16 protein-coding genes are annotated in these 21,418 nt (G+C 68.3%); 10 read left to right on the top strand and 6 right to left on the bottom strand.

What is annotated here, in order from left to right:
* Positions 1–37: 37 nt before the first annotated feature.
* On the bottom strand, positions 38–2,854 hold the full coding sequence (locus NIE79_RS26490) for an AfsR/SARP family transcriptional regulator (protein ID WP_238681137.1): 2,817 nt from the start codon (positions 2,852–2,854) through the stop codon (positions 38–40).
* A gap of 1,015 nt (positions 2,855–3,869) precedes the next feature.
* Here NIE79_RS26490 and NIE79_RS33830 point away from each other — a divergent pair.
* Positions 3,870–4,079, top strand: coding sequence for a tyrosine-type recombinase/integrase (locus NIE79_RS33830; protein WP_308193236.1), 210 nt, complete (start codon positions 3,870–3,872; stop codon positions 4,077–4,079).
* A 703-nt stretch (positions 4,080–4,782) separates the two neighbouring features.
* Here the strand turns inward: NIE79_RS33830 and NIE79_RS26485 are convergent.
* Positions 4,783–5,466: a Crp/Fnr family transcriptional regulator gene (locus tag NIE79_RS26485; RefSeq protein ID WP_112583990.1), complete on the bottom strand. Its 684-nt coding sequence runs from the start codon at positions 5,464–5,466 to the stop codon at positions 4,783–4,785.
* 72 nt (positions 5,467–5,538) lie between these two features.
* Positions 5,539–6,234, bottom strand: coding sequence for a Pycsar system effector family protein (locus NIE79_RS26480; protein WP_238681136.1), 696 nt, complete (start codon positions 6,232–6,234; stop codon positions 5,539–5,541).
* On the opposite strand from NIE79_RS26480, the gene NIE79_RS26475 reads away from it, so the two are divergent.
* The 6 genes from NIE79_RS26475 (at position 6,235) to NIE79_RS26450 (ending at position 12,403) form a co-directional block, all read left to right on the top strand.
* Positions 6,235–7,056, top strand: coding sequence for a hypothetical protein (locus tag NIE79_RS26475; RefSeq protein ID WP_238681135.1), 822 nt, complete (start codon positions 6,235–6,237; stop codon positions 7,054–7,056).
* Positions 7,053–9,242, top strand: coding sequence for a hypothetical protein (locus NIE79_RS26470; protein WP_238681134.1), 2,190 nt, complete (start codon positions 7,053–7,055; stop codon positions 9,240–9,242). Before NIE79_RS26475 ends, NIE79_RS26470 begins: the two co-directional genes overlap by 4 nt.
* Before the next feature lie 4 nt (positions 9,243–9,246).
* A complete protein-coding gene (locus NIE79_RS26465; protein WP_238681133.1) occupies positions 9,247–10,113 on the top strand; it encodes a hypothetical protein in 867 nt (288 codons plus the stop codon).
* 606 nt (positions 10,114–10,719) lie between these two features.
* On the top strand, positions 10,720–11,034 hold the full coding sequence (locus NIE79_RS26460) for a hypothetical protein (RefSeq protein WP_238681132.1): 315 nt from the start codon (positions 10,720–10,722) through the stop codon (positions 11,032–11,034).
* An 8-nt stretch (positions 11,035–11,042) separates the two neighbouring features.
* On the top strand, positions 11,043–12,137 hold the full coding sequence (locus NIE79_RS26455) for a hypothetical protein (protein WP_238681131.1): 1,095 nt from the start codon (positions 11,043–11,045) through the stop codon (positions 12,135–12,137).
* 5 nt (positions 12,138–12,142) lie between these two features.
* Positions 12,143–12,403, top strand: coding sequence for a hypothetical protein (locus NIE79_RS26450; protein WP_238681130.1), 261 nt, complete (start codon positions 12,143–12,145; stop codon positions 12,401–12,403).
* A gap of 204 nt (positions 12,404–12,607) precedes the next feature.
* Here NIE79_RS26450 and NIE79_RS26445 read toward each other — a convergent pair whose 3' ends face one another.
* On the bottom strand, positions 12,608–13,168 hold the full coding sequence (locus NIE79_RS26445) for a hypothetical protein (RefSeq protein WP_238681129.1): 561 nt from the start codon (positions 13,166–13,168) through the stop codon (positions 12,608–12,610).
* Between the two features lie 280 nt (positions 13,169–13,448).
* On the opposite strand from NIE79_RS26445, the gene NIE79_RS26440 reads away from it, so the two are divergent.
* The 3 genes from NIE79_RS26440 (at position 13,449) to NIE79_RS26430 (ending at position 17,160) form a co-directional block, all read left to right on the top strand.
* Complete coding sequence (locus NIE79_RS26440) at positions 13,449–13,613, top strand: hypothetical protein (RefSeq protein ID WP_238681128.1); 165 nt, start codon at positions 13,449–13,451, stop codon at positions 13,611–13,613.
* On the top strand, positions 13,610–14,179 hold the full coding sequence (locus tag NIE79_RS26435) for a hypothetical protein (RefSeq protein WP_238681127.1): 570 nt from the start codon (positions 13,610–13,612) through the stop codon (positions 14,177–14,179). Before NIE79_RS26440 ends, NIE79_RS26435 begins: the two co-directional genes overlap by 4 nt.
* A 74-nt stretch (positions 14,180–14,253) precedes the next feature.
* Entirely contained in the window at positions 14,254–17,160 is a 2,907-nt protein-coding gene (locus NIE79_RS26430) for a M48 family metalloprotease (protein WP_238681126.1), read from the top strand.
* A gap of 238 nt (positions 17,161–17,398) precedes the next feature.
* Here the strand turns inward: NIE79_RS26430 and NIE79_RS26425 are convergent, their stop codons facing one another.
* Both NIE79_RS26425 and NIE79_RS26420 read right to left on the bottom strand, forming a co-directional pair.
* Entirely contained in the window at positions 17,399–19,468 is a 2,070-nt protein-coding gene (locus NIE79_RS26425) for an AfsR/SARP family transcriptional regulator (protein ID WP_238681125.1), read from the bottom strand.
* Between the two features lies 1 nt (position 19,469).
* Entirely contained in the window at positions 19,470–21,368 is a 1,899-nt protein-coding gene (locus tag NIE79_RS26420) for an Hsp70 family protein (protein ID WP_238681124.1), read from the bottom strand.
* Positions 21,369–21,418 lie beyond the last annotated feature (50 nt).

Genomic DNA, 21,418 nt, shown 5'->3' with positions numbered 1-21,418 from the left:
TGGAAAGGCTCACGGGTGATGTCGGCTGGCGGAGACTTCACTGGTGGGTGAGCTCGTGGAGCAGGCTGGTGGCGAGGTCCTCGGTGTCGGCGTCGATGTCGATGCCGGCGTCACCGAGGTCGCCGCGCAGCGCCACGAGCCGTTCACGTACGCCGACGGCGTCACCGAGACGCGCCGCGGTGCGCATCGCCCGGCGGGTCAACTCGTCGGAGAGCGGATCGAGGGCGCGGGCGGTGTCGTAGAGGGCGAGCGCGGCGGCAGGATCAGTGCCGAGGTGCAGCCCGGCGGCCTGGGCGTAGACCTTCACCAGGTGGCGTCGGGCGTGCTCGCGGTCGGTGTCGATCCACTCGTAGGTGCTGCCGTCGGCGAGGCCGCCGCAGGCGGCGGCGATCGCGGCGTGCAGGTGGGCGAGGCGATCCGCATCGTCGACGGCGGTGGCGACCCGGGCGTAGGAGTCCTGGACGGTCCACCAGTCGACGTCGAGCAGGGTCGGGTCGAGGTGGTAGCGGCCGCCGGTGTTGATGACCGGTTCGATCTTGGGGGTGGCGTCGTTCGGTCCGGTGCCCGTCTGGGCGATGGACCGGATGGTGGTGCGGAGGTTCGCCGCGCAGGTGGAGAGGCGCTCTGACGCGCGGGAGACGGTGACGTCCGGCCAGATCGCCTCCATGATGTCGTCCAGGTTCGCGCCGCCGCGGTGCACGACCAGGTACACGAACAGCTCCATGCTCTTGGCGCGCAGGCCGCGTACCGGTATGCCGTCGCCGTCGAGGATCGTGGGATGGCCGAGCACGCGGGCGCGCACGCGGCCGGCGGCAGCGGTGGCTCCCTGATCCGGTGGGGCTGCGCCCTGCGCCGGCAGGGAGCTCTGCGGTGTGGGGTTCACCTTCTCGGGCGCTGCGCGGGTGGTGTCGCCGTGTCGCACGGTCGCCGGCGCGCCGGGTGCAGGTGGGCCCGGCGTGGTGGTGGCGGGTGCTGTGCCGCCGTGCGCCTCGGCGAGCATGCGCAGGATGTCGGTGGCCGCGGTGGCGCCGAGGACGCCGACGCGCTCGCCGTGACCGCCCCCGGTGGTGCCGTCGGCGGCGACGGTCAGGGTGATGCCGTGGGGCCAGGTGCCGATCAGGGCGGCGCCGATGTCGACGTTCGTGCCGAGGTGGATCGCGGTGGCCAGCCGGGTGTGCCAGCTGTGCTCGGGGACGTCGGCGATGAGCAGCAGGTGCGGCAGCGGCTCACCGACCGTGTGCTCCTGCTGGAGGGCGAAGACGGTTACGGCCTCCTGGTCGGCGAGGATCCGGCTGCGGCGGATGATCTCCTCCTCCAGCAGGGTGAGCGCTGCGGCGAATGTCGGGGCGACGGTGAGTCCGGGCATCGGGTGGAGGTCCACCGCGGACACGCCGAGCAGCGTTGTCAGTGTGGCGGCCGGGATGATGACGCGGCCGTGCGCGTGTGGGCCGTCGGCACCGGGGGTGAGGGTGGCCACCAGCAGGGCGCGGGCGGCGTCCAGGGCGGCGGGTCCATCCAGCCCGAGCCCGGCGCCGACGCGCGCGGATTCGGTGTCGTTGGGCGCGGCGGACGACGGTGGAGGTGTCACCTGCGCGGTGGTGTCCTCGCGGACGGTCCGCCCGCGCGCCGGGGTGCGGGTCAACAGGTGCGGTGCGATGCGCCGCACGCCGTGGCGCAGCCGGGTCAGCGCCGCCAGCGGTGGCGTCAGGTCCGCATCAGCGAGAACCGGGCTGGTGATGGGCGTGGGCCGGTAGCGGTGACGGCGGCGCTTCCACACCATCGTGGCGGCCGAGACCAGCGCGGCGGCCAGTCCGGCGCCGATGGCGCCACCGCCGATCTCCACCCATCCCCACAGCGAGTGGGAGGGCCTGTCGTCGGTGGTTCCGGCCGGCGGTGTGGTGGCGTTGCTCCGATCGGCGGTTGGCGGACCGGGTGCGGTCGTCGATGTTGCCGGGTTGGTGATGCCGGGCGTCGGCGACACCGACGCTGAGGGTGGCTCGACGACCCCGTCGTCGGCGGCAGGTGATGTTGCCGAGGGCTGGGGCCTGGCGGTAGGCGACGTGTTCGGCGCTGCCGTTGGTGAGGAGGCGTGCGCAGTTGTGCGCGGCGCGGCGGTCGCAGTCGTCGGTGGTGAAGCGGTCGGCCCTCGCGGTGGGTCCTGGGTGGGGGGATTGCGCGGTGGCGCGGAGTCCGGCGGCATGTCAGCAGCGGGCAGGGTCAACACCCAGCCAGGGAAGATCAGGTTCGGGTTGCGCAGCGTCCCACCGACGGTGGCGAAATGGGTGCCGCGATTCAGGGCGAAGATCTCACGCCAGCGCTTGTCGTCGCCGAGGGCTTCCTCGGCGATCTCGGACAACGTGTCGCCCCGTTGAACAGTGTGGGTGGGAGCGGTCCGGTGGGCGGGCGGCGGATGCTCGGCGGTGGAGTGGGTGGCCAGCGGTCTGGGTGCGGCGGTGACCGGTTCAGTGGCGGGCTGGTCGGTGGTGCTGGTGACAGGTGTGGCGTGGGCGATGGTGCCGGTGGCCGTGGTGACGGCGCTGGCGCCCAGCAGGGCTGCGGTGAGGCTGCGGATCGGGCCGGGGAGGCGGATTGTGACCGTCCAGCGTGCCCGGCGCGCGAGCATGGCGTAGGCGTGGGTGAGCAGGGTCGTGATCAGCACCAGCCACAGCGTCGCTGCCGCAGCGCCGATGAGGGCGGTGACGAGGTGAGGGCTCAGGGGAGAGGCGATCAGCTGCCGGATGTCATCCGACGTCGGTGACGGGGGTTGCCAGGTGTCGGTCGCGGAGAGAACGACCGGAGCGGTGGCAGTGGTCAGCACGCTGGTGGCAAGCGCGAGGGTGCGGGTGCGTGTCACCTGCCCTCCGTTCATCGTCTGGTTCCGGCCGGAACCGGTGGCGGCGGGTGGCATCACCCGGTGCCGCGACGCTATGACCACGGACCTGCCGGGGGAGTGACTCGGTGACTCACAGAACCTCACGACGCCTGACACGACCTCACACCTGCAGGTCGGCGAGGCGGCGGTCCGGCGGTGAGAGGTGCACGGATCGCCGCGCGGGGACAGCGTCGGATCCGGCTACCCGGCGATGACGGGGAAGATCCGGGGCAGCATGAGTGCATGAGCCCCGCGGATCACCTTGCGTACGGTGCGGTCAAACGTGTCGGACCCGACGGCCTGGACCGCCTGGACGCGATCGAAACCGTTGTCGTGACGACCAAGAGCGGCCGCTTGATACCGCTCCATGGGGGCTGACGCAGGAGGACGTCTTAAGCAAGTGTGGGGGCCGTACCGATTCCGGCCAGGGACCGATCATGCGACAGCGGATGGCAGGCACATCCCGGCGTGTGACCTGGACCGTGGCAGCATGCAGGAGATCCTTATGGTGCGCACATTTCCGCCGCAGTGGTCTCGGTCTGGCTCCAGCTCTACCTGGCTCCAGCAGTATCAGGATCTTCCGGTACGTCTCGCTGGTGGGTGACCACTTCGGAGCTGCCACCGTCAGGGCGGGAGCGTGCTTTGTTGGTCTTGGTCCCACATCAGAGCCACGGCCAGGGCTATGTCCAACGGCTCATGTGCTGATCGACGATGTCGCGCACCTGTCGGCGGAGGTCCGTGTAGCTCACGTCGCCCATGCCCTCCGCCGAACGACGCTGCTGCTCAGAATCCTGCTATACAGCTCGCTCGCGCCAGACCGATCGGTTACCGCGAGGTCGCCGCCGTCCTTCGCGATTGCGACAGCACAACCGGATCTGACTGGCTGATCGACAGGCTCGCCCTTGCCATCCGAGGTCTGCAGGATGGGACCCAGACTCACGCACATCGATCATGGAGAAAGGCTCAGCCCCTGGGGCGGTAGCCACCGCCGCATCCCCTGAGGTCCACACAACCACTGAGTCCCCGACGGTGGCTGCATGCTATCCACGGACAAACCACACGCCACCACAGGTCCAACGAGTCGACTAGGCAAAGCAACGAGTATCGGGTCTGCGCGCACCTGCTGCCGTTCTTCGGCGCTCGGCAACTGGCCTCGATCGAGCCGGGCCACGTCCGGGAGTGGCCTTCATCCGGTGCTGTTGGTTGACCCTGGTCATCGTTGGGTGGCGTTGGACAGGCTGGCACGGCCTGGCCCGTGGCGGTTCCTACCGCTGTCGTCGACATCGCGTGAGGCTGGGGTGTGCACGTGGAGGTCGATGGCCCAGAACAGTGCGGGTCCGCGCTGCGCGCCCGTCGGCGATGCGGCCCGGCTACTCCCCGTTGAAGCCGTTGTTGACGTCAAACACTCGCTCCGTGTGATCGTTCGCCGATGGTCTGATCGCCCGGCTCGACAACGTACCACTAGCGGGGTGCGCTGAAGCCCGCCGGTCTTTGCCTGCGTGCGGAAGGCCGGCAGCCGCCCGGCGGGCGCGCGACGAATTGCTGGCGTTGTAACGCGAGGAGCAGGCGGGCCGCTCGTGGACCCTGGCCCGGTGGCTGCGGTGCTGGCTGTCGAACCAAACCCGGATCCGCGCGACAACGGGGATGCCCTAAACGCCGAGACGTGGCGGTATTCCTGATTCCGCACCTCGGGCAACTGATCCTGGGTGACCTGACCGAACGGCAGCTTAACGCGGCGTTCGCGCGGATCGCCGTCACCCACTACCGGGCCGGGCCGCCGCAGATCGTGCACCCTGCACCACGTGCACACCACACCTCGCGAGCGGCGTTGAACGCCGCAGTTCGAGAAGGGCTGATCGGCGACAACCCGGTCCGCCGGGTCGAACTGCCCGCCCGGGACCGGTCGAAAGCTAGTCAAGTTCGGCAATTAGACGCAGCGCCTCGCTGTCTCGTACGACGATCTCGCGGTAGCCCGTGGCGACAACGTCGTCCGCCCGAAGGCCTCCGAGCGCCTTCTGCAGGCTGATTTCCGCGGCGCCGCAGAGGGTAGCCAGCTCGTCCTGCGTTAGTCGGATGTCAATGACCAACCCGCGAGGGCTGCGTCGTCCGTAGGCGGCTGCTAGTTCCCACAGGACTCGGGCCAGACGAACTCGCACAGGGTATGAGGTGAAGTCGATCCGTCGCCGGTTGGCCCACCGAAGACGGTCGGCGACGATTCCGGCCACCTCTAGAGCGGCTTCAGGGTAGTCGCGGAGGAAGGCCCTGAATGCGTTGCGGTGGATGATCCGGATGGTTGATGGACGACACGCAGTGATCGTCGCCGTCCTCGGCGTGCCGTTCAGGGCGGAGATCTCTCCAACTATGTCGCCAGACACGCGGATCGCCAGCAAGGCGTGCCGGCCGTCGGAGAGTGCTGCCGTGACTTTGACGAGCGCGTCATGGAGCAGGACCACGTGGGTTTCCAAGGCGCCCTCCCGGAGAAGCACCTGGGCCTCTCGCACCGAGCGCCTGACTCCCACCGCCAAGAGTTGCTCTCGCGTCGACGGTTGAAGGCGTCCGAGGAACGTAGCGGGTGGCCAGAGCACTTCCTCCATGTACGCCTCCTCAGGCTCCAGAGATCATCCTTCACGTCTCGCGTCGATGCCGCTACACCGCGCAGTAGCCAGTCACGTGATCGCACCCGCAAAGGCTTTGAGGATCACCAAGCTGACGGCGGAGCCCAGCGACGTGAGAAACCAGGGCATACACCGACGAATGCATAGATGCTTCGCCATCGCGATCCGGGCGAGTACCACCACGAAATCCCAGGCTTCGTTCCTGTGCCGGGTGGCTGTGGCAATCGATGGCCGCTGGCCAACCGCGACGAGATCCGGGAAACCGAACCGGTTCGTACCACCAGCGCTGGGCAGACGGGGCCGAAGCGACAGCGCGAGCTGGCAGGTGGCCGCCGTCATGGCTATCACCATGGTGGCCGCAAGGAGCACGGTAAGGGCGGCAACCTTTGTGCTGCCATCCGGCGAGACTGGCAAGGCTTGATCCACGACCGTCGCGGCCATGCCTCCTTCGGCCGTCAGCAGCGCCAAGGCTTTCGCGTCCGCATGTCTGATCGAGGCTTGCAGTGATGCCGCCGTGACTAGGCCGACATGAAGATCCCGCCACGTGTCCTCGCCGCTGCTTGCTCTCCGGCTTCTTCCCATGCTTCGAGTCAAGGCCATATTGGCGAGAGCCATGGGGTCGAAGTATCGCTTGTCGCTGACTCGACAGTGGACCTTGTTCCTGTATTTGTATGGGATCTCCAGCTCCGCCGGCCTGTAGAGATGAGTCTCGAACGACTTGTCGAGCCAGTGAGGGATGGAAAGCACATGGCTTACGTCACGGACCCAGACCGGCGTGTGTTGGTCGCTGTGGACATGGAGTCCTACAGCGGCCGAGACAACGTCCTACAGCATCGAGCGCAGCTGGCCTTTCGGGAGGTCATGGCGACGGCGTGCGACGAGTTGGGCTTCGACCGCGCCAACTGGTTGATCCAACAGGGAGGCGATGGTGAGCTAGCTATCCTCCCGCCAGGCGCCAGCGAGCGGGCGGTTGTGACGCGGCTTACGCCGGTCCTCGATCGGTTGTTGCGCGAACACAACCGTGGGCTCAGGCATGAGGCACGTATCCGTTTGCGCGTCGGTGTTCACGAAGGGCCGGTTCATCTCGACGGGGCGAACGGCTACCCAGGCGACGCCGTCGTGACAGTCTGCCGACTGGTGGACTCGCCCCAGCTCAAGGCCGCGTTACGGCAGTTCCCGGGGGCTGCGGTCGCGCTGATTGTGTCGGACCGGCTCTACCACGACATCGTCCGCCAGTACCAGGATCTTCGGCCTGAGCACTTCCAACAGGTGACGGCACGACTACCTGAGAAGCACTTCGAGGCCACCGCCTGGATCTACGTTCCGGGCGAGAGTATTTCCACCACCTACGAGCCTGGTCCTCCCGTTTCCGCCTCTGACCAACCACACGACGGGAGCGGCGGTGAGAGCGTCGAACGCCGTGACGACCGGTCTCGCCCACAGTCGGCCAGTGGTGGGCAGGTCTTCCAGGACATCCGGTCGCGGGGAATTGGTGCGATCGGCAACGGCAATTCGATCTCCGTCTCGGGCCGCCCAGAAGACCTCGACTCGTGGGGTTCGCCTCGATGAGCGACACCACCCCTGACGGAGACCGGTCGCCGCCCAGTACGTCCTCCGGAGAGGCGGCGTCCGGCGACGCAGCCCTGCAGGAGCCGCGGATAGATGAGCCGGTTCGCCGTGAAGAGGAGAGTGCTTCGGACTCGACAGCCGAGTCGCAGGAGGAGCAGGAGGAGATTGTCCCGGGTTCCTTACGGATGGACCCACGAGTGGGTGCGGAGCTGTACGGCACCCAGTTCTCAGCCGTCTACTCGGGGATCGACGCCCGCGGTGTGAACGCTGTCGGCAACAACAACACGATTCACGTCGTGACTATCACGGGTCAACCGTCGACGAAACCCATCATCAGGGATCTGCCGGGAGTACCCGATCTGCTCGCGGTGTACGCAGCGGCGGGCGCAGATGAGGAACTCGGGGAGAAGCTCGGCCAGCGATCCACGGCTTGCCTGGCAGGTAGGCCGCACACCGGGCGGTTCAGTACCGCCTGCGCGGCACTGGCTCGCCGCCACAGCCCGGATCGAGTACATGAGATCCTGCTGCCGGGGGATGTCGCGCCGGAAGTACTCCGCCGAGCGGGCGACAGCATCGAGGAGGATCACGGTTACGTGCTCCGGCTGCCCGGCAACAGCCACAGTCAGGTAATGCGCCTACTGGCAGATCTCTTTCGACGACGGTCCGCGAGCCTGCTGCTGATCAGGCATGACGACTCGCGTGCGGGTGTTCGGCACAGCGCCGAGGTGCAGCACAGGAGCCCAGCACCGCTGGCCGTCTTCCGCGCTCATCTTGGTCATCACCTGCGCGACCGGCTGAGGCTCAGCGACGAGGAAAGCGCCGAACTCGTCCGCGGGTATCTCCACCACGGCGACCTCGTCGATGCCCTGCACAGCACCTATGGACCTCGCGAGGTGGTGCCAATCGCCGAAGCCCTCGGGCAGGGGCATCCGGCCGACGGCGGCGCACTGGCCGAGATCCTCCGTAGCTCGCAACCGCGGCGCAGGGCTCGTGCGGCGGAAATCCTGCGTTCGGATGCCGGCGAGGCTAGCCGACGGCCCCGGCGGGCTGACCAGCACGAAAGGGCCTTCCGGATTGCGTACGCCGTCGTCGCCTGGCAGTCCCTGCATTACGCCTTCGAGGCGGCCGGCATTCTGCTCGAGGAGATCGACGGGCAGGCCAAGCGGGTGGACTGGGGCCGGTTGGCATTGCAGCACCCAGTGTCGGAGCTGCTCGGACCGCTCGCGGTGGACTGGCAGGAGGGCCGAGAAGCCACCCGGTTACGGGGCGGGTCGTCACGCTCGGCATGGCTGCACGACGGCGGCATGCGCGGCGTCATCATCGATGAGGCGTGGCATGAGTTCGACAGCACTCGGCCAGCCCTGCTCAAGTGGCTGGACAGGCTGGTCTCGGAGGATGACGAGCCGATGCAGCGAGCGGCGGCTGAGGCGGCTGGCCTGCTCGCTCACCATGATTTCGCGCGGGTCTGCGCCGACCTCATTGACGGCTGGGCGGCCTCACCCAAACGTCGGCTTCGGCAGGCAGCGGCCTGGGCGATGGTCGCGGCTGACATGGGCGGACAGGTGGGTCATCTCGTCCGTGGGCAGGTCCGAGACTGGGCCAGTGGGCATCGCAACTTGCAGCGAGACGCAGCCGCCCGCGTGTACGCCAGTGGGCTGCAACAACCGGATCTCAGTTGGAGCCTCGCCGACCTACGTCGCATCGCCCAAGATCCGATGCAGCAGCACACGTACATGGTCGCCGAGGGCGTGTACCAGCTCTACGCCCCGCACAGGGCGGATCAGATCATCTTCGAACTCGCGGAGTGGTCGGACGACCGACAGCTACAACTGCACGCCGCCAGCGCCTTGCTCAGTCTGGCCGCGATACCGGCCGACACCTCCCCGAGCGGCGCTCCCGAACTCCTGGTCAGAGCCGCAGCGCAGGAGGTCGACAGCCACGATCTCGTACGCCTCTGGCAGGTGGCGCTGTTGACAGCCGATGTGTCGCGGAGGGCATGGAGCACCTTCGAGCAATGGCTGACCAAGGCTGACTCCGACGAAGCCCTGCGTAAGGCGACCGCAGCGTTGGTCACCGACCTCACCGCCTTACCAAGCATGGGTCGCCGGATGAGGTTCCACCTCGCCCGGCATTCGCAGTTCGAGGACGGGCTACCGGAATGGCTCGACGCCGCGATGAGGAAGTGACGACATGACCGACACCACCAACACGGCCAGTTCTCCCGCCGCCTGGCGCCGGTTCCGATCATGGCTACTGACGCTATGGCACCGTCTCGTGGCGGCGCTGCGCGGGCCCGAGCCTGTCCCCATGCCCCCACCGCCCCCACCACCACCGCCGCCAGGCCGGTTAACCGAACGCCGGGACGCACCGGCGCCGATCATCGTGCCGGCGCGCGGTTACGTCTTCACGTTTCGCGTCCACGCCACATTCGTATGGTCATCCGAAGGAATACCGAGGGAGTTCCTCAGCGGCTCTGCCCAGTACTTCATGCCCTATGCCGTTCGAGCCCTGACACGTCTCGCCGCCGCCCGAGCCCGCAACGTCGTCGCGCACCGCGCGAGAGAACTTGAAGTAGAGCTGCAGCGGGCCATCGCCGACAGCGGGGCGTGGCGGTACGAGCGCAACGGAGTGCGGGTGACCTGCCAGCCGTACGTGTGGGTAGAACTCGATGAGGGCGTGAAGAGAGCAGTCAAACCGTATTGGGAGCAGTTGATCAAGCTCGACTGCGAGTACGACGTGGACGCGAAACGCGCACAATACGTGGATCGGATGAGCCGTCATTGGCTGGCAATCCTCGAGAAGCTCGTCGACAACCCCGTCGCCAGCGGCGCGGCCAAGATGACCAACGAAAGTCTCGCTGCTGTCGTTCGAGACCTCATCGCCGAACAGAACGCCACCGCGCAGCGGCTGGAGGACCTCCTCGGTGAACGGCTACGCAACGGCGACGCCTACGAGCAGGCCACGTCTTTTGACATTCTGACCGAGCGACTGAACGCTCACGGACCAAGACCCACAACAATGCCGACTTCAGGCTCGAACGGCTCATCTAAGGGGTGACATTTACGGGAGGCCCTAACCCGCCGAAGGCGCCTCAGCGAGGTGATCAACGAATACATCGGGCAGCCTGAACTGATTTCAAGACGCCACGTCACCGCCGATGAACGAGTACTGGCACGACACAGGTCTTGTGCTTGCCCCACCGCATGATCTGGTGGACCGCCGGGCAGCCCTTCCGCCTCAGTAAGCCGCCGCGCTCGTACCAGCTCAGCCATCCACCCAACTCACGCTCGGCAGCGATGCGACCGCTATCGAGCCTGCCGGCGACCTCCAGACCGGTTGTCCGATGTGCTGCGGGGATGGTGTGCTGCCGGCAGTGCCTGCCGATCCGCGCCGCGCGACGCGCGACGCGTGGCGCCTGATCCGCACCAGGGCGATTCGGCAGCACGCGGGTTGGCAGGTGTGCGCGGGAAACCCCGTTCACGAACTCTGGTGACTCTGTTGCGGAGTCGGTTCGGATCTGTTGGACACGACGGTATCGGGGGACACCCGCCCGCTGTGCCGTCGATGGTTGTTACGCAGGGCAGCGGCGGCATGACTGTGGTTGATATGTTCGCCGGCATGAGTCGTGGGCGAAGGCCGGGCAGTCGAAGCGTCTGGCGGCGGGTGCCTGAGGAGGAACACGCCGAGGCGGCGGAGGTCTACCGCGAGTCGGTTGCGCGGTTGCAGGCGACGGCCTATCGGAACCTGCGACAGTCCATTGCCCTCGCAACGATCGTCTGGGCGGTCCTGATCGCTCTGATGGTCGTCACCGGCGACGTCACCGCTGCGCGCCTGCCGTGGTACGCCGCGTCCATCGTGGGCGGGGCACTCGGACTGTGCACCTACGCCATGCGGGAGCCTCGCGTGCGCCTCTACGTGCTCTTCGCTGCCGTCGCTTTCACTGTCGCCGGCGTGGTCGGCGTCTTCCTCGTGGATTAGGCGGCGAGATGACGCTGGTCGTTCAGCCCGATGCGCTGGTCGGTTTCGCACGTCAGGTCGACCGCGCCGCTGCCGACGTGTGGGAGATCCGCAGCTACCTGAACCGGCATGCCGAGGTCGCCACCGGAGGTGAGGCGCTGCACATCGCCAAGGCCTCACATGAACACGCGGTCGAGGTCCTCAACGCCACCCTCAACCGGCTCGCTTGCCTCCTGGAAAACTCCGCCCCTGAACTGCGGGTCAGCGCCGACTACTACCGCGCCACCGACCTCGCTGCCGCAGACGGCCTCGACCGCACCCTGCCCGGCGAGTTCGACCGTTGCATCACCGCGCTGGAGATGGAGGTGGCGAGCAACCCCTGCACCCCGGCGAACTTCGTCGACTCCCGTGACGTGCGAGGCCAGCTCGACTCCCCCGGGGAGGCGCAGAACCCGTCGAATGCGCTGGGGTGGATGGACTACGCCAGCCCGTCGTCCTGGATCAACCAGGTCCTCGATGACGTCTTCGGCTTCGACCCGATCGGCGAGATCCAGAACCGGGTCTCCGGCGACGGGGAAGCCCTGGCCAGGATGGCGCCGGTCGTCGACAACATCGGACGGGCCCTGCACGAGCTGGCCTACAACGTGCAGTCCGGCACCACCACCCTGCGTCCATTCTGGCGAGGCGTCGCCGGCGACGGGGCCTTCCAATACTTCACCACCACCGCCAACGTCGTTGCTGACCTTCGTGAACCTCTGGGTGAGATCAGCAAGGCCTACCTGGAGCTCGCGGACGCTGTCTGGTCAGCAGGCGAATCGCTCGGCGGGGTGGTGAAAGGCATCATCGACGCCGCCATCATCACCAGCGTCAGCGCCGTCGCGGGGACCGCGACCAGCGCAACGGGGATTGGTGCCGTGGTGGGCTACGGCCTCGCCGCCGCCGAGGTCGCCAACATGTTCCGTCTGTGGGGCGAAGCCACCAGACTGTGCCAGCACATCGCCGCCGCAGTCCTCGTCTTCCGCACCGCCCTCGTCCGGATCCTCAACGACCTCGACACCGCCGCCCTCCCTGCGCTACCCGACGGGGGCCGCTACGACCACCCGCTCGCCGGAGCAAAGGCATAGCAACCATGGACGACCTGGACGATATCGCCGACGGAGACCCACGACGGGCCGACGCCCTCCGAGACGCCCTCGAACACATCAGCAGGAGCAACAACCCCCTCCTTCGAGAGATGGCCGCCGCGATCCAGGACGGACACCTCACTCTCCGGCAAGCAGCAAACACCTCCACGTACGGTGATGAGCTGACAGAGTCCTTCCGGACCTTTTGGAAGGCCTACCAGGGCATGACCACCCAGGAGCGCGACGACCTCGCCTCGCGCTTCTGACCTCTTCCCTCCTGGTCGCCGGAGGTGCGGTCGTGATCTTCATCTGGCTCTCGCAGGCACCAGCGTGCCGCCGCCGGGGTGCGGGGATTCCGCTGCCCCGGCCCTGACGTGCCAGGTGGTGAACGGACACCGACAGGAGGCGCACGTCTCCCGCGAGTTGCGGCAGCTCCGCAGACGGCAGAGGTCCTCGCCGGGCTGCCAGCGTCAGTAGGGGAGCGTGACCGCGTCCGATACCGGTTGGCCGGTCGCCTCATCGAAGTAGTCGTTGACGCCGCGGGCTCCCTGCCGCTTCAGCAGGTCCTCGGCCTGGGAGTTCTGGGCACTGTCCAGACCATATGCCCGGCCGTTCCGCAGGTACGTGGTCTCTGCGTTGGCCGGGATCGTCAGGTCGAAGGATGTCGACCGTCCGGTCATCTTACGCCGGGGGTAGTAGTCGATATTCCCGTCGCCCCAGTTCACCTCGAGAATGAACCAGTACGTCAGCCCCGGCTCGGGCTCGCCGGATGCGGTGGCCGTGACGTTAACCGTGTGTGGGTCGCCGGGCGACGAGCTGAGCTGATAGCGCAGATCCTGCGGTGTCGGACTCGACGTGGTTGGTGCGATGCTCGGAGCTGGCGTGGAGGAGGGGCTCTTGCCATCAGGTTCTGCCGGTGCCGCGGCGAGGGCGACCTGGGCGACCGTGGCGAATCCGAAGAGGACCGCCGCCGCGAACGACATGATCGTCCATTTATCGCTGTGCTTCCGTACATAGAGGAACGCGGCCACCAAGATCACGGTGATGATTCCGCTGATGGCGGCGGTGATATTGATGGCATCGCTGCTCGTGCGGTGAGTGTGACGTATGCAGGCAAGCCTCACCCTGTCGGCAACACGACCGGCACGGGTGCCCGAGAGCAATGATCAGAATTGCGGCGCACACCGATCGTTGACGGATCCCGTGTTTTCGTGATCGCGGCGCCGGCCCGCTCACCTCGGGATGGCGTCAGGATTGCGATGATCACCGGCTGTTCCCGCGGCCACGTCAATATAATGACAGTGACTTTAAGTGATGATCGTGGGTTTCGCCGTGCATCATCGTGGCGTGATGCAGCAGGCCAAGCAGGTTCTGTGTATTCGCCGGGCGATCGATCGACCGGCAATCCGAGTACGTTACGTGTTCACTTCCAGGGCGGGTGTCCAGTATGGCGGCATCGCCGGTGATGCCGCGTGAAGGTCACGCCAGCCGTCGACGAACAGATGGTCGTCGAGCTGACTCAGGTCATGCTGCAACGCGCCGCATCGCTGCGACCTGCTCAGGTCGCCGCGGAGCGGCGGGTCTTCGAGCTGCTGCGGGACGCCTACATCGCTGATCCGAAGCGCGCTCTTGCTGGTGGCGACCCGGGCAGCGGGCAGCTCAAGTTGGGCCTGCCGGAAGTCGAGTACCTCCTCACCCCGGTGCTGTTGGACGCGTCGGCGCAGGTGCTGTCGTACGTCGTCAGCTTGGGTGTGGTGACCGCGGCCCTGTCGTCGACAAGGGGCGTCCGCCGGGTGCTGGGTCTGACGCCGGTGCCGCACCCGGATGCCGGGGCGGCCGCAGATGATCACGGCAAGGCGGTGGCGGATGCGCCGGGAGTCGGCCTGCCGGTGCTGGCCCCGGACCAGTGGGCCGAGGTACGGGCACTCATTGCCCGGTCCCTGATTCAGCACGGCCGGATGCCGACCCCGGAGGCCGACCTGCTGGCGGCCGCGATCGTGGGCGACTGGGTCAGCCGGCCACGGGCGGAGCCACCGCAGTGAGGGCGCAGGATGAGGGGGACGAGCCGTTCCGACCCCTACCCGATCAGCATGCTCTGCCACCCCCGGCGCCCCCGTTGGGAACGGCGCTGAAGGCCAGTACCGACATCCGTTTCATGATGTTGGTGGCCGCCGTTCTGGCATCCAGCGTCGTCGCGTTCGGCTCGCTGTATTTCGCGTCGCCCGGGGCCGGGCCGGTGAACATTGCGCTGGACCAGTGCCTAGCCGATGTCCAGGAGGCGACCGCCTACGCACCGCCGGATGACGCGGCCATCCACGGGCCCGCCCTGATGCGGCTCTGCATGCGTCCGTTACTTCGGGAGCAGGCACTGTGGGTCGGGGCGGGGATCCTGGCGGAGCTGCTTGTCGCCGTACTGCTGTATCTGCTGCATCCGTGGTGGCTATCCCGGCGTCGGCGGATGCGCCCGATAGCAAGCGGCGCGGACGCCGAACTGCTGGATGAACTAGCCGATATGTCCCGGCAGGCGGGGCTGCGCCGGCCGCCGAGGTGGCTCGTCGCGCCCTACTCGACCACACATGGCGGCCAGGCGTTCGGGCTGGCGGGTAGGCGGCGGATCTGCCTCGACGTCGGTCTGCTGGTCCGCTATGACCTCGACCGGGCCGGCTTCCGTGCCGTACTGCGGCACGAGTTGGCACATCTGCGTAACGGCGATGTCGACCGCACCTACCTCAGCATCGCGACCTGGTGGGCCTTCGTCGCCGTCGCCGTTGTCCCGTTCGTAGCGGTGTCACTGAAGCCCGATCTCTTCCGGGCCCGTGAGGACTTGGACACCGCGCACCCCGTGGCCGAAGTGTTGTTGCCGTTCGTCGCGCTCGGGGTGCTGACCGCGGTCGTGTACCTCGCGCGCAACGCGATCCTCCGGGCCCGCGAACTGCACGCGGATATCACCGCCGCCGGCTGGGATACGCCGGGCGGCGCACTCGGCAGGGTTTTGAACGCCTTGCCCTGGCCGCCCGTGCGGACCGGACGGATCGGCCTCGGCGGCATGTGGACCGAGCTGCTGGCCAGGCTCGGCAGCCATCCGTCGCCGACACGTCGGGCACTGGCTGTTGCCGATCCCCGTGGGACGCTGCGGCCCGGCCTCGCCGAGACCGCCGGCTACGGCGTCGTCCTCGGACTGGCGCTCTACAACGTCACCCTCACCGTCGGTGGCCTGGTGGAGGAGTATCTCGTCATCGCTCTGGCACTGATGTCACTCGGTGTCGGCGTGCTCCTGCTGCACCTGCTCGCCCGCGCGGTGCTCCGAACCGGCACCGTCGAAGCGGCCGGGACGCGACGCCGACTGCTGCTGCCCGCCGTCGCGGCGCTGGGATTCGCGCTCAGCGGTCCGTTCTCCCTGACGTACGCGGAGAACTACGACCTGGGCGAAACCGGACTCCTGCGCATGATCGGGTGGCCCGTGACGGCGACGATCCTCGTCGTGGGTCTTTTCGTCTTCACCGCCTGGGTGCGGTCCGTGGACACCGTGCTCGTCGAGCCGACCGGCCGGTCCGGTGGGCACCGGTGGCGGCGGCGCGTCGGCACCGCGACCGCGATCACAGTCGGGGCCCCGTTGTTTGCGATCTGGTACGCCACCGCCTACGGCGGCAACAGCCTGCAGAGCCTCCAGTGGCACTCCACCCCCCAGGCGGGGTGGGGGATCGACTGGTACGTCCAGCTAACCAGCTGGACGAGCATCGTCTACAGCTACTATCCGCGGGTCCTCGTGCAGTTCACTCCGCTCGCCACCGCCGGACTCGTGCTGCTGTGGGCGGTACCGGCGCTGCTGTTGGGCTGGTTCCGGCGTGTTGGGCTCCGCCCACCGGGGGTGCAGCGGGCGTTCCGCATCGGTGCTGTGGCAGGGCTCGGCGTGATCGCCGTCGGGCTGGCCCTGCCGTTCGCGGCCCACGCAGCGCTGCCCGCCGACGTCCGTTACCTGCCGGCGGACTTCAACGTGGAGGAGCTCACCGGCAGCGAGCTGCTCCACTTCTCCATGGTGTACGGCAATACGTATGTGACCGTCGCTGCCCTGCTGCAAGCCATGGGTGCCGCTGTCGTTGCGGCCCGCTCGACGCGGCTGCGACCGGTACTGGTACCACTGGCGGTGACCACCACCCTGGCGGTGGCCACGCTCGGCTTCTATCTGAGCCGGGGTATTTCGGACTGCCTGCAGCTCACCGGCCCCGGAGGACGCGCCTGTGAACTGCCGAGCTTCCTGCCCGACAGCTACATCACCTTCCACTTGGCGTGGATCGCGACATCGGGGGTACTGCTCGCGGTGCCGGCCGCGCTGTTCGCGGCGGCGGCCGGCGGACTTTGGCGCCGCCGCACTAACACCTCCGGAATCAATGGGGGGGTCGCACCGATCCCCACGCCTACCAGAGATGCGGATGCCACGCCGAGATCAACTCGCGGAGTCCTGGCTGCCGGACTCGCCGGATTGGCGCTGCTGGTCCTGGGCGGCGCGGCCGCCGAGGTGCCGGGCAACTACGCATTCTGGGAACCGGATCCTGTGCCCATCGGCACAAATCCCGTGCCACCTCCCGAGAGGGTCGCAGCGGCGGGGGATCCCTGCCTCGTGGGCACCTGGCGCGAGGTGTCACGGGAGTTCGACCTGGAACTCGCCGGCCGTACTCACCGGATCATCACCACCGGCATCACCCAGACATTCCGGCCCGACGGCGTCGTCGTCGTGGACTACGGCAACGAAACCCGCTTCACGACGGCAATCGACGACCAGCGCATCGACATCATCTGGTCTGGCCACGTCGACGCCCGCTACGAAGTGCAAGACGGTGTGATCCGCTATGACGCCGAACGTTCCCATGAGTCGTCGAAAACCGTGCTGGTCAACGGGGAAGTGCGGGCGGGGCTCGACAGCGGCCCTTGGAGTGCCGACCGATACAACTGCACCACCGACACCCTGGTCGAGACCCCCACTGATGCGGGAACCTGGTACCGGATCGAATTGCGCCGGAGCTGACCTCGCCGACCCGTCGGTCGACGTCTACGGGACCTGCAGCGTGTCACTATCGTCGGCGCGATCAGGTCGCCGAGCCTGGGTAGGCGCCGAGAACGCCTGTCTGACGCCGGCGTCCCGCATTGTCGGAAGCGTCTAACTTCCGGCCACCGGAAGACCTGGGCAGCATTGCCAGCGGCAACAGCCGCAGGACGACAACCGCGCCGTGATCGACTACCGATGCGCGGACGTGGAGCTCATCTCAATTCAGCGGGATGTGGGTGCTGCGGTGCTCCCAGGAGTGGAGGGCAGGTTCCGGCTGGGCGGTGGTGCTCCTGGTAGCGCGGTGGCCCAGGGATTCGTTGTCGATGCCGGCCTGCGCAAGGGTGCGGAGGTAGCGGTTGTGCAGCTGGTCGGCGGCCTCGCGGTCGCCGAGGACGGTGAGGGTGGTGACAAGGCGCTCGTGGAGGTCGGCGTTGTACGGGTCGATGTCAACGCCGCCCTGCAGCAGAACGAGGGCCCGCTGGGGGTCGTTTTCGCAGTCGGCGAGGGCGGCGCAGGTGTCGATGACGCGCCGGCGGGTGACCTCGCGGATGGGGTCCAGCCACGGCCAGGTGCGTCCGGCGGCGAGGTCGGCGGGGTAGGCGTCACGAACCGCCCGCCAGGCTGCCGTGGTGTCGGTGACGGTCGCGGCGGCCTGGTGAACGGCGGCATGCAGGTGCCACAGGTCGACGTCTACCTGAGCAGGGTTGAGGCGGTAGCGGTCGTCGGTGTGTTCGATGACGGGGAGACCGCTGGCGCTCCGGATGGCGCCGCGGAGGTCGCTGAGGGTGGTGTAGAGCCGGCCGGTCAGGGAGCTGCGGGGTAGGCCCGGCCAGATGGCCGCGGTCAGTTCCCGGGTGTCGGCGCCGGTGGGGTGGGCGGCGAGGAAGGCGAGGATTTGAACGGCGGCGCTGCGCCGGATGGTGAGGGGCTCGCCGTCGATGAGCAGCGTGGGTTCGCCCAGGACCCGCAGGTGCAGCCGCTGGTGGGTGGCGGCCGGTGGCCGGTGCGGTGTTCCCCGGGTGCTCTGTCGTGGCACCCGTGGTTTCGGTGTCGCCGCTGAGGGCAGCGGCGTGCGTGGTGGCGCGGGGGAGGGCGTTGTCGGTTCGGGGTGGGCGATGACGGTGAGGAGGTCGACGGCGGTGACCTGGTCCAGGACACACAGTCGAGGGGCAGGGTTGTCGGGGTGGGTGGGGTCGTGGAGGCGGCCTGTCGGTGCGGCATGCCAGGTCTCGCCGGTCGGCCAGCCTCCCAGCACGACCAGCCTTCCGCCGTTCGCGGCCGTCACACCGGCGAGGTGTGTCACGTCGTCGGCGTCGCCGTCGTCCCCGACCAGGATCACCATCCTCGGGGGGTCGACACCCTCGACGATCCGGATGGCGTCGCCAGGGTCTTCGGCGATTGTCAGCTGTGGCAGGCGCTCACCGAGCGGTTCTGCGTCGGGGCCGAGCAGGTCGGTCAGCGCTGCCCTGGTGACGACCACCGTCGGGGCGGGGTGACGATGACCGGCCAGCACCGCCGTGAGGAGCAGACCGCGGCCAATGGGCAGAGTTCCCGGCCCGGTGAGGCCCACGCCGCCGGTTGGGAGGACCTCGACGAGGGCGGTGAAGCTGTCCGTGGGTGCCGGCGCGTGCGACGCAGCGGGAGCGTCGGCGAGGGCAGCCTGCACGGCCGTAACGGCCGGGGGCAGCCGGGGAGTTTGTGCTTCGTCGGGGGCGTTCGGGGTGAGGGGGCGGGGTCGGTAGTCGCGGCGGCGGCGGAGCCAGAGCAGGGCTGCGGCGGCGGCGACCGACTCGGCGGTATCCCGGGGTAGCCATCCGCCGGGCACGAGGATCCCGCCGTCGCTGACCGCCCTGTCGTCGGGTGTCGGGGTGGCGGCGGCGGGTTGCCCGGGTGTTCCCGCTGCTGACGATGGTGGTGGTTGCGGTGCGGCGGTGGTGACGGGGTGGGTGGTGATGCCGAACACGGCGGCTCCCGCCATTCCGCTGGCCGTCGCCTGCCACGGCGTGGGCAGGGGAACGTGTCGTAGCCATGCCGCGGTGGCGTGCAGGCGGGTCACGGCCCGGACGGTGACGGTGTAGGCGAGTAGCAGCCACAGCAGCCATGCGCCGGTCGTCAACGCGGCGGTGAGGGTTTCCTCGGTCAGCGGTTGCTGCACCCACGCCTCTATCTGCTTCGTGCGGGGCCACCCGCTGACGGGTGGGCCGATCAGGAAGAGCAGCACCGCGGGCGGGCCGGCCAGGAGCGCGAGGACGACCAGCAGTGACATCAGCTGGCGGGGCCACCGCACGTCACGTACCTCCACCCGACGTGCCGGCAAGCACTGCGGGTGATGTCGTGGTGGCGCCGGCCGGGGTGGGGCGGATGATGCGGGTCCACAGTCGGGCTGCCCACCACATCGCTACGGCCACGGCGTAGCTGACGCCGAGAATGCCGGCGGCCTGCCTGCTGACGATCGCGGCGCTGATGACCGCGACGGGGGCGCTGAGGATGAGGCGGAACATCAGCGGCGCCACCAGCGCCATGACCAGCCCGACGCCGAGGAGAAGTCCACCGACGCGCCCGGCGACGTCGATCCACAACAGCCGGTCGGGCCACCTGTCGGCCGTCAGGGAGTACTGGATCAACCCCATGCCGAGCGCTGCGGTGACGATCGACCCGGTCGGTGCGGCCAGCAGCGCCGACCAGCCGCCGTGCGGGGCACGCCATTGCCGGGCGGCGACCACCGCCATCGCCACGGCCATCACCACGATCGGCGTGATCGGCCACAACGCCCATTTCAGGAACGGGCCCACGGGTTCGCCGAAGTACTGGCTGGTGACGACCGCGTAGAGACCGGCGATCGCCGCGCCGAGACTGACGGCGGCGAGGATGCCGATACTGACCTTCCCGCCCTCGGTGCGGGTACTCGGGGAGGGGCTACGCGCGGCGATCAGGGAACCGAGGACCGTCCCCGCGGCGAGGCAGGCCAGCAGGGCGAACACGGCGGCCATCGTGAACTCGCCCCAGTTCAAACTCACCGAGCGGTAGACGTTCATCAGATTGAACTGTTCCGCGGTCAGGAGGACCTGCCAGATCAGGGCCAGCGACGCGAAGCCCGGCACCGCGATCGCCACGGCCCGTCGCACCGGCGGTACCGGCACCTCCACCACAACCGCCGCCCCCGCATCCGCGGCGCCAGCGTCCGCAGCACCCCGAGCCGCGACGAACTGCGGCTCGGGGACAACCGTGGCAGTGATGCCCGTACGCTCGGCGATAACCGCGTCCAAGTGCGGCAGCTGGGCGCTGCCACCGACGCAAAAGATCCCCGCGAGGTCACTGGCGGACAGCTCGGCAGCGGCGATCGTTTCCTCAACCAACTCCGCGACGCGTCGCACCACCGGCAGGGCGGCCTCAACGAGCATGGCGCTGTTCGCGACGACCGGAGCCTGCCCGGCTAGCGGCACCGTGACCGCCGGGTGGACTGCCAAGGATTCCTTCGCGGCACGGATGCTCTGCGCTGTCGCCCAATCGCCCACGCCGTCAACGGATGCGTCCCGACCGGAGGTCAGAACGGCAGTCAAGGCCGAGTCGACGGCGGTGCCGCCGGCGGCAGGGTCAGCGAGGGTCGAGAGGACCTCAAACCCCGCCGGGCCGCGGCGAAGCACCGTCACCTCCGCGCCCGCGCCGACGTCACTAACCACGATAAACGCCCCGACCGGCAGTTGCAGGCCGGTCGCCAGCAGGTACTCGGCGACGGCTACCGGCGCCTCGACGAGACGCGGCTGCGCAAGACCCGCCCGATGCGCGGCCTGCCTCATCCAGGTACGCCGACGCGGCCCCCAACCTGCCGGCACCACAAGCCGCACATCGCGCACCGGCCCGCCCGCAACCCGCTCCGCTTCGGCCGCGACCGTGCGCAGTGGCGCCGCCGCCAGCGCAAGTGCCTCCACCGGGGTGTTTTCGACCGTGCCGTCGCCGTCGACGGCGCGGCGAGGGCTCGGAATGAAACTGCTCGGCTGCTCTACGGCGGCCTGCCACGCCCGCTGCCCTGTCCGTACTTCCCCGTCGGGGCCTACGTACACAGCGCTGGGCAGATACGGCAACCCGTCAAACGACAGCGCAGACGCGCCGCCGTCAGCCCAGGCAAGAACTGCCACGGTACTGCTGCCACCACAATCGATCGACAGCCGCGCTTCCCCCGCCTGCATACACACAGTCAAACATGAAGATCTCGTTCACGTCATCTGTTGATCACGCA

Source organism: Micromonospora trifolii (genome assembly GCF_022229005.1).
In the GTDB taxonomy this organism is placed as follows: domain Bacteria; phylum Actinomycetota; class Actinomycetes; order Mycobacteriales; family Micromonosporaceae; genus Micromonospora; species Micromonospora trifolii.
This window is presented reverse-complemented; position numbering and strand designations above follow the sequence as displayed.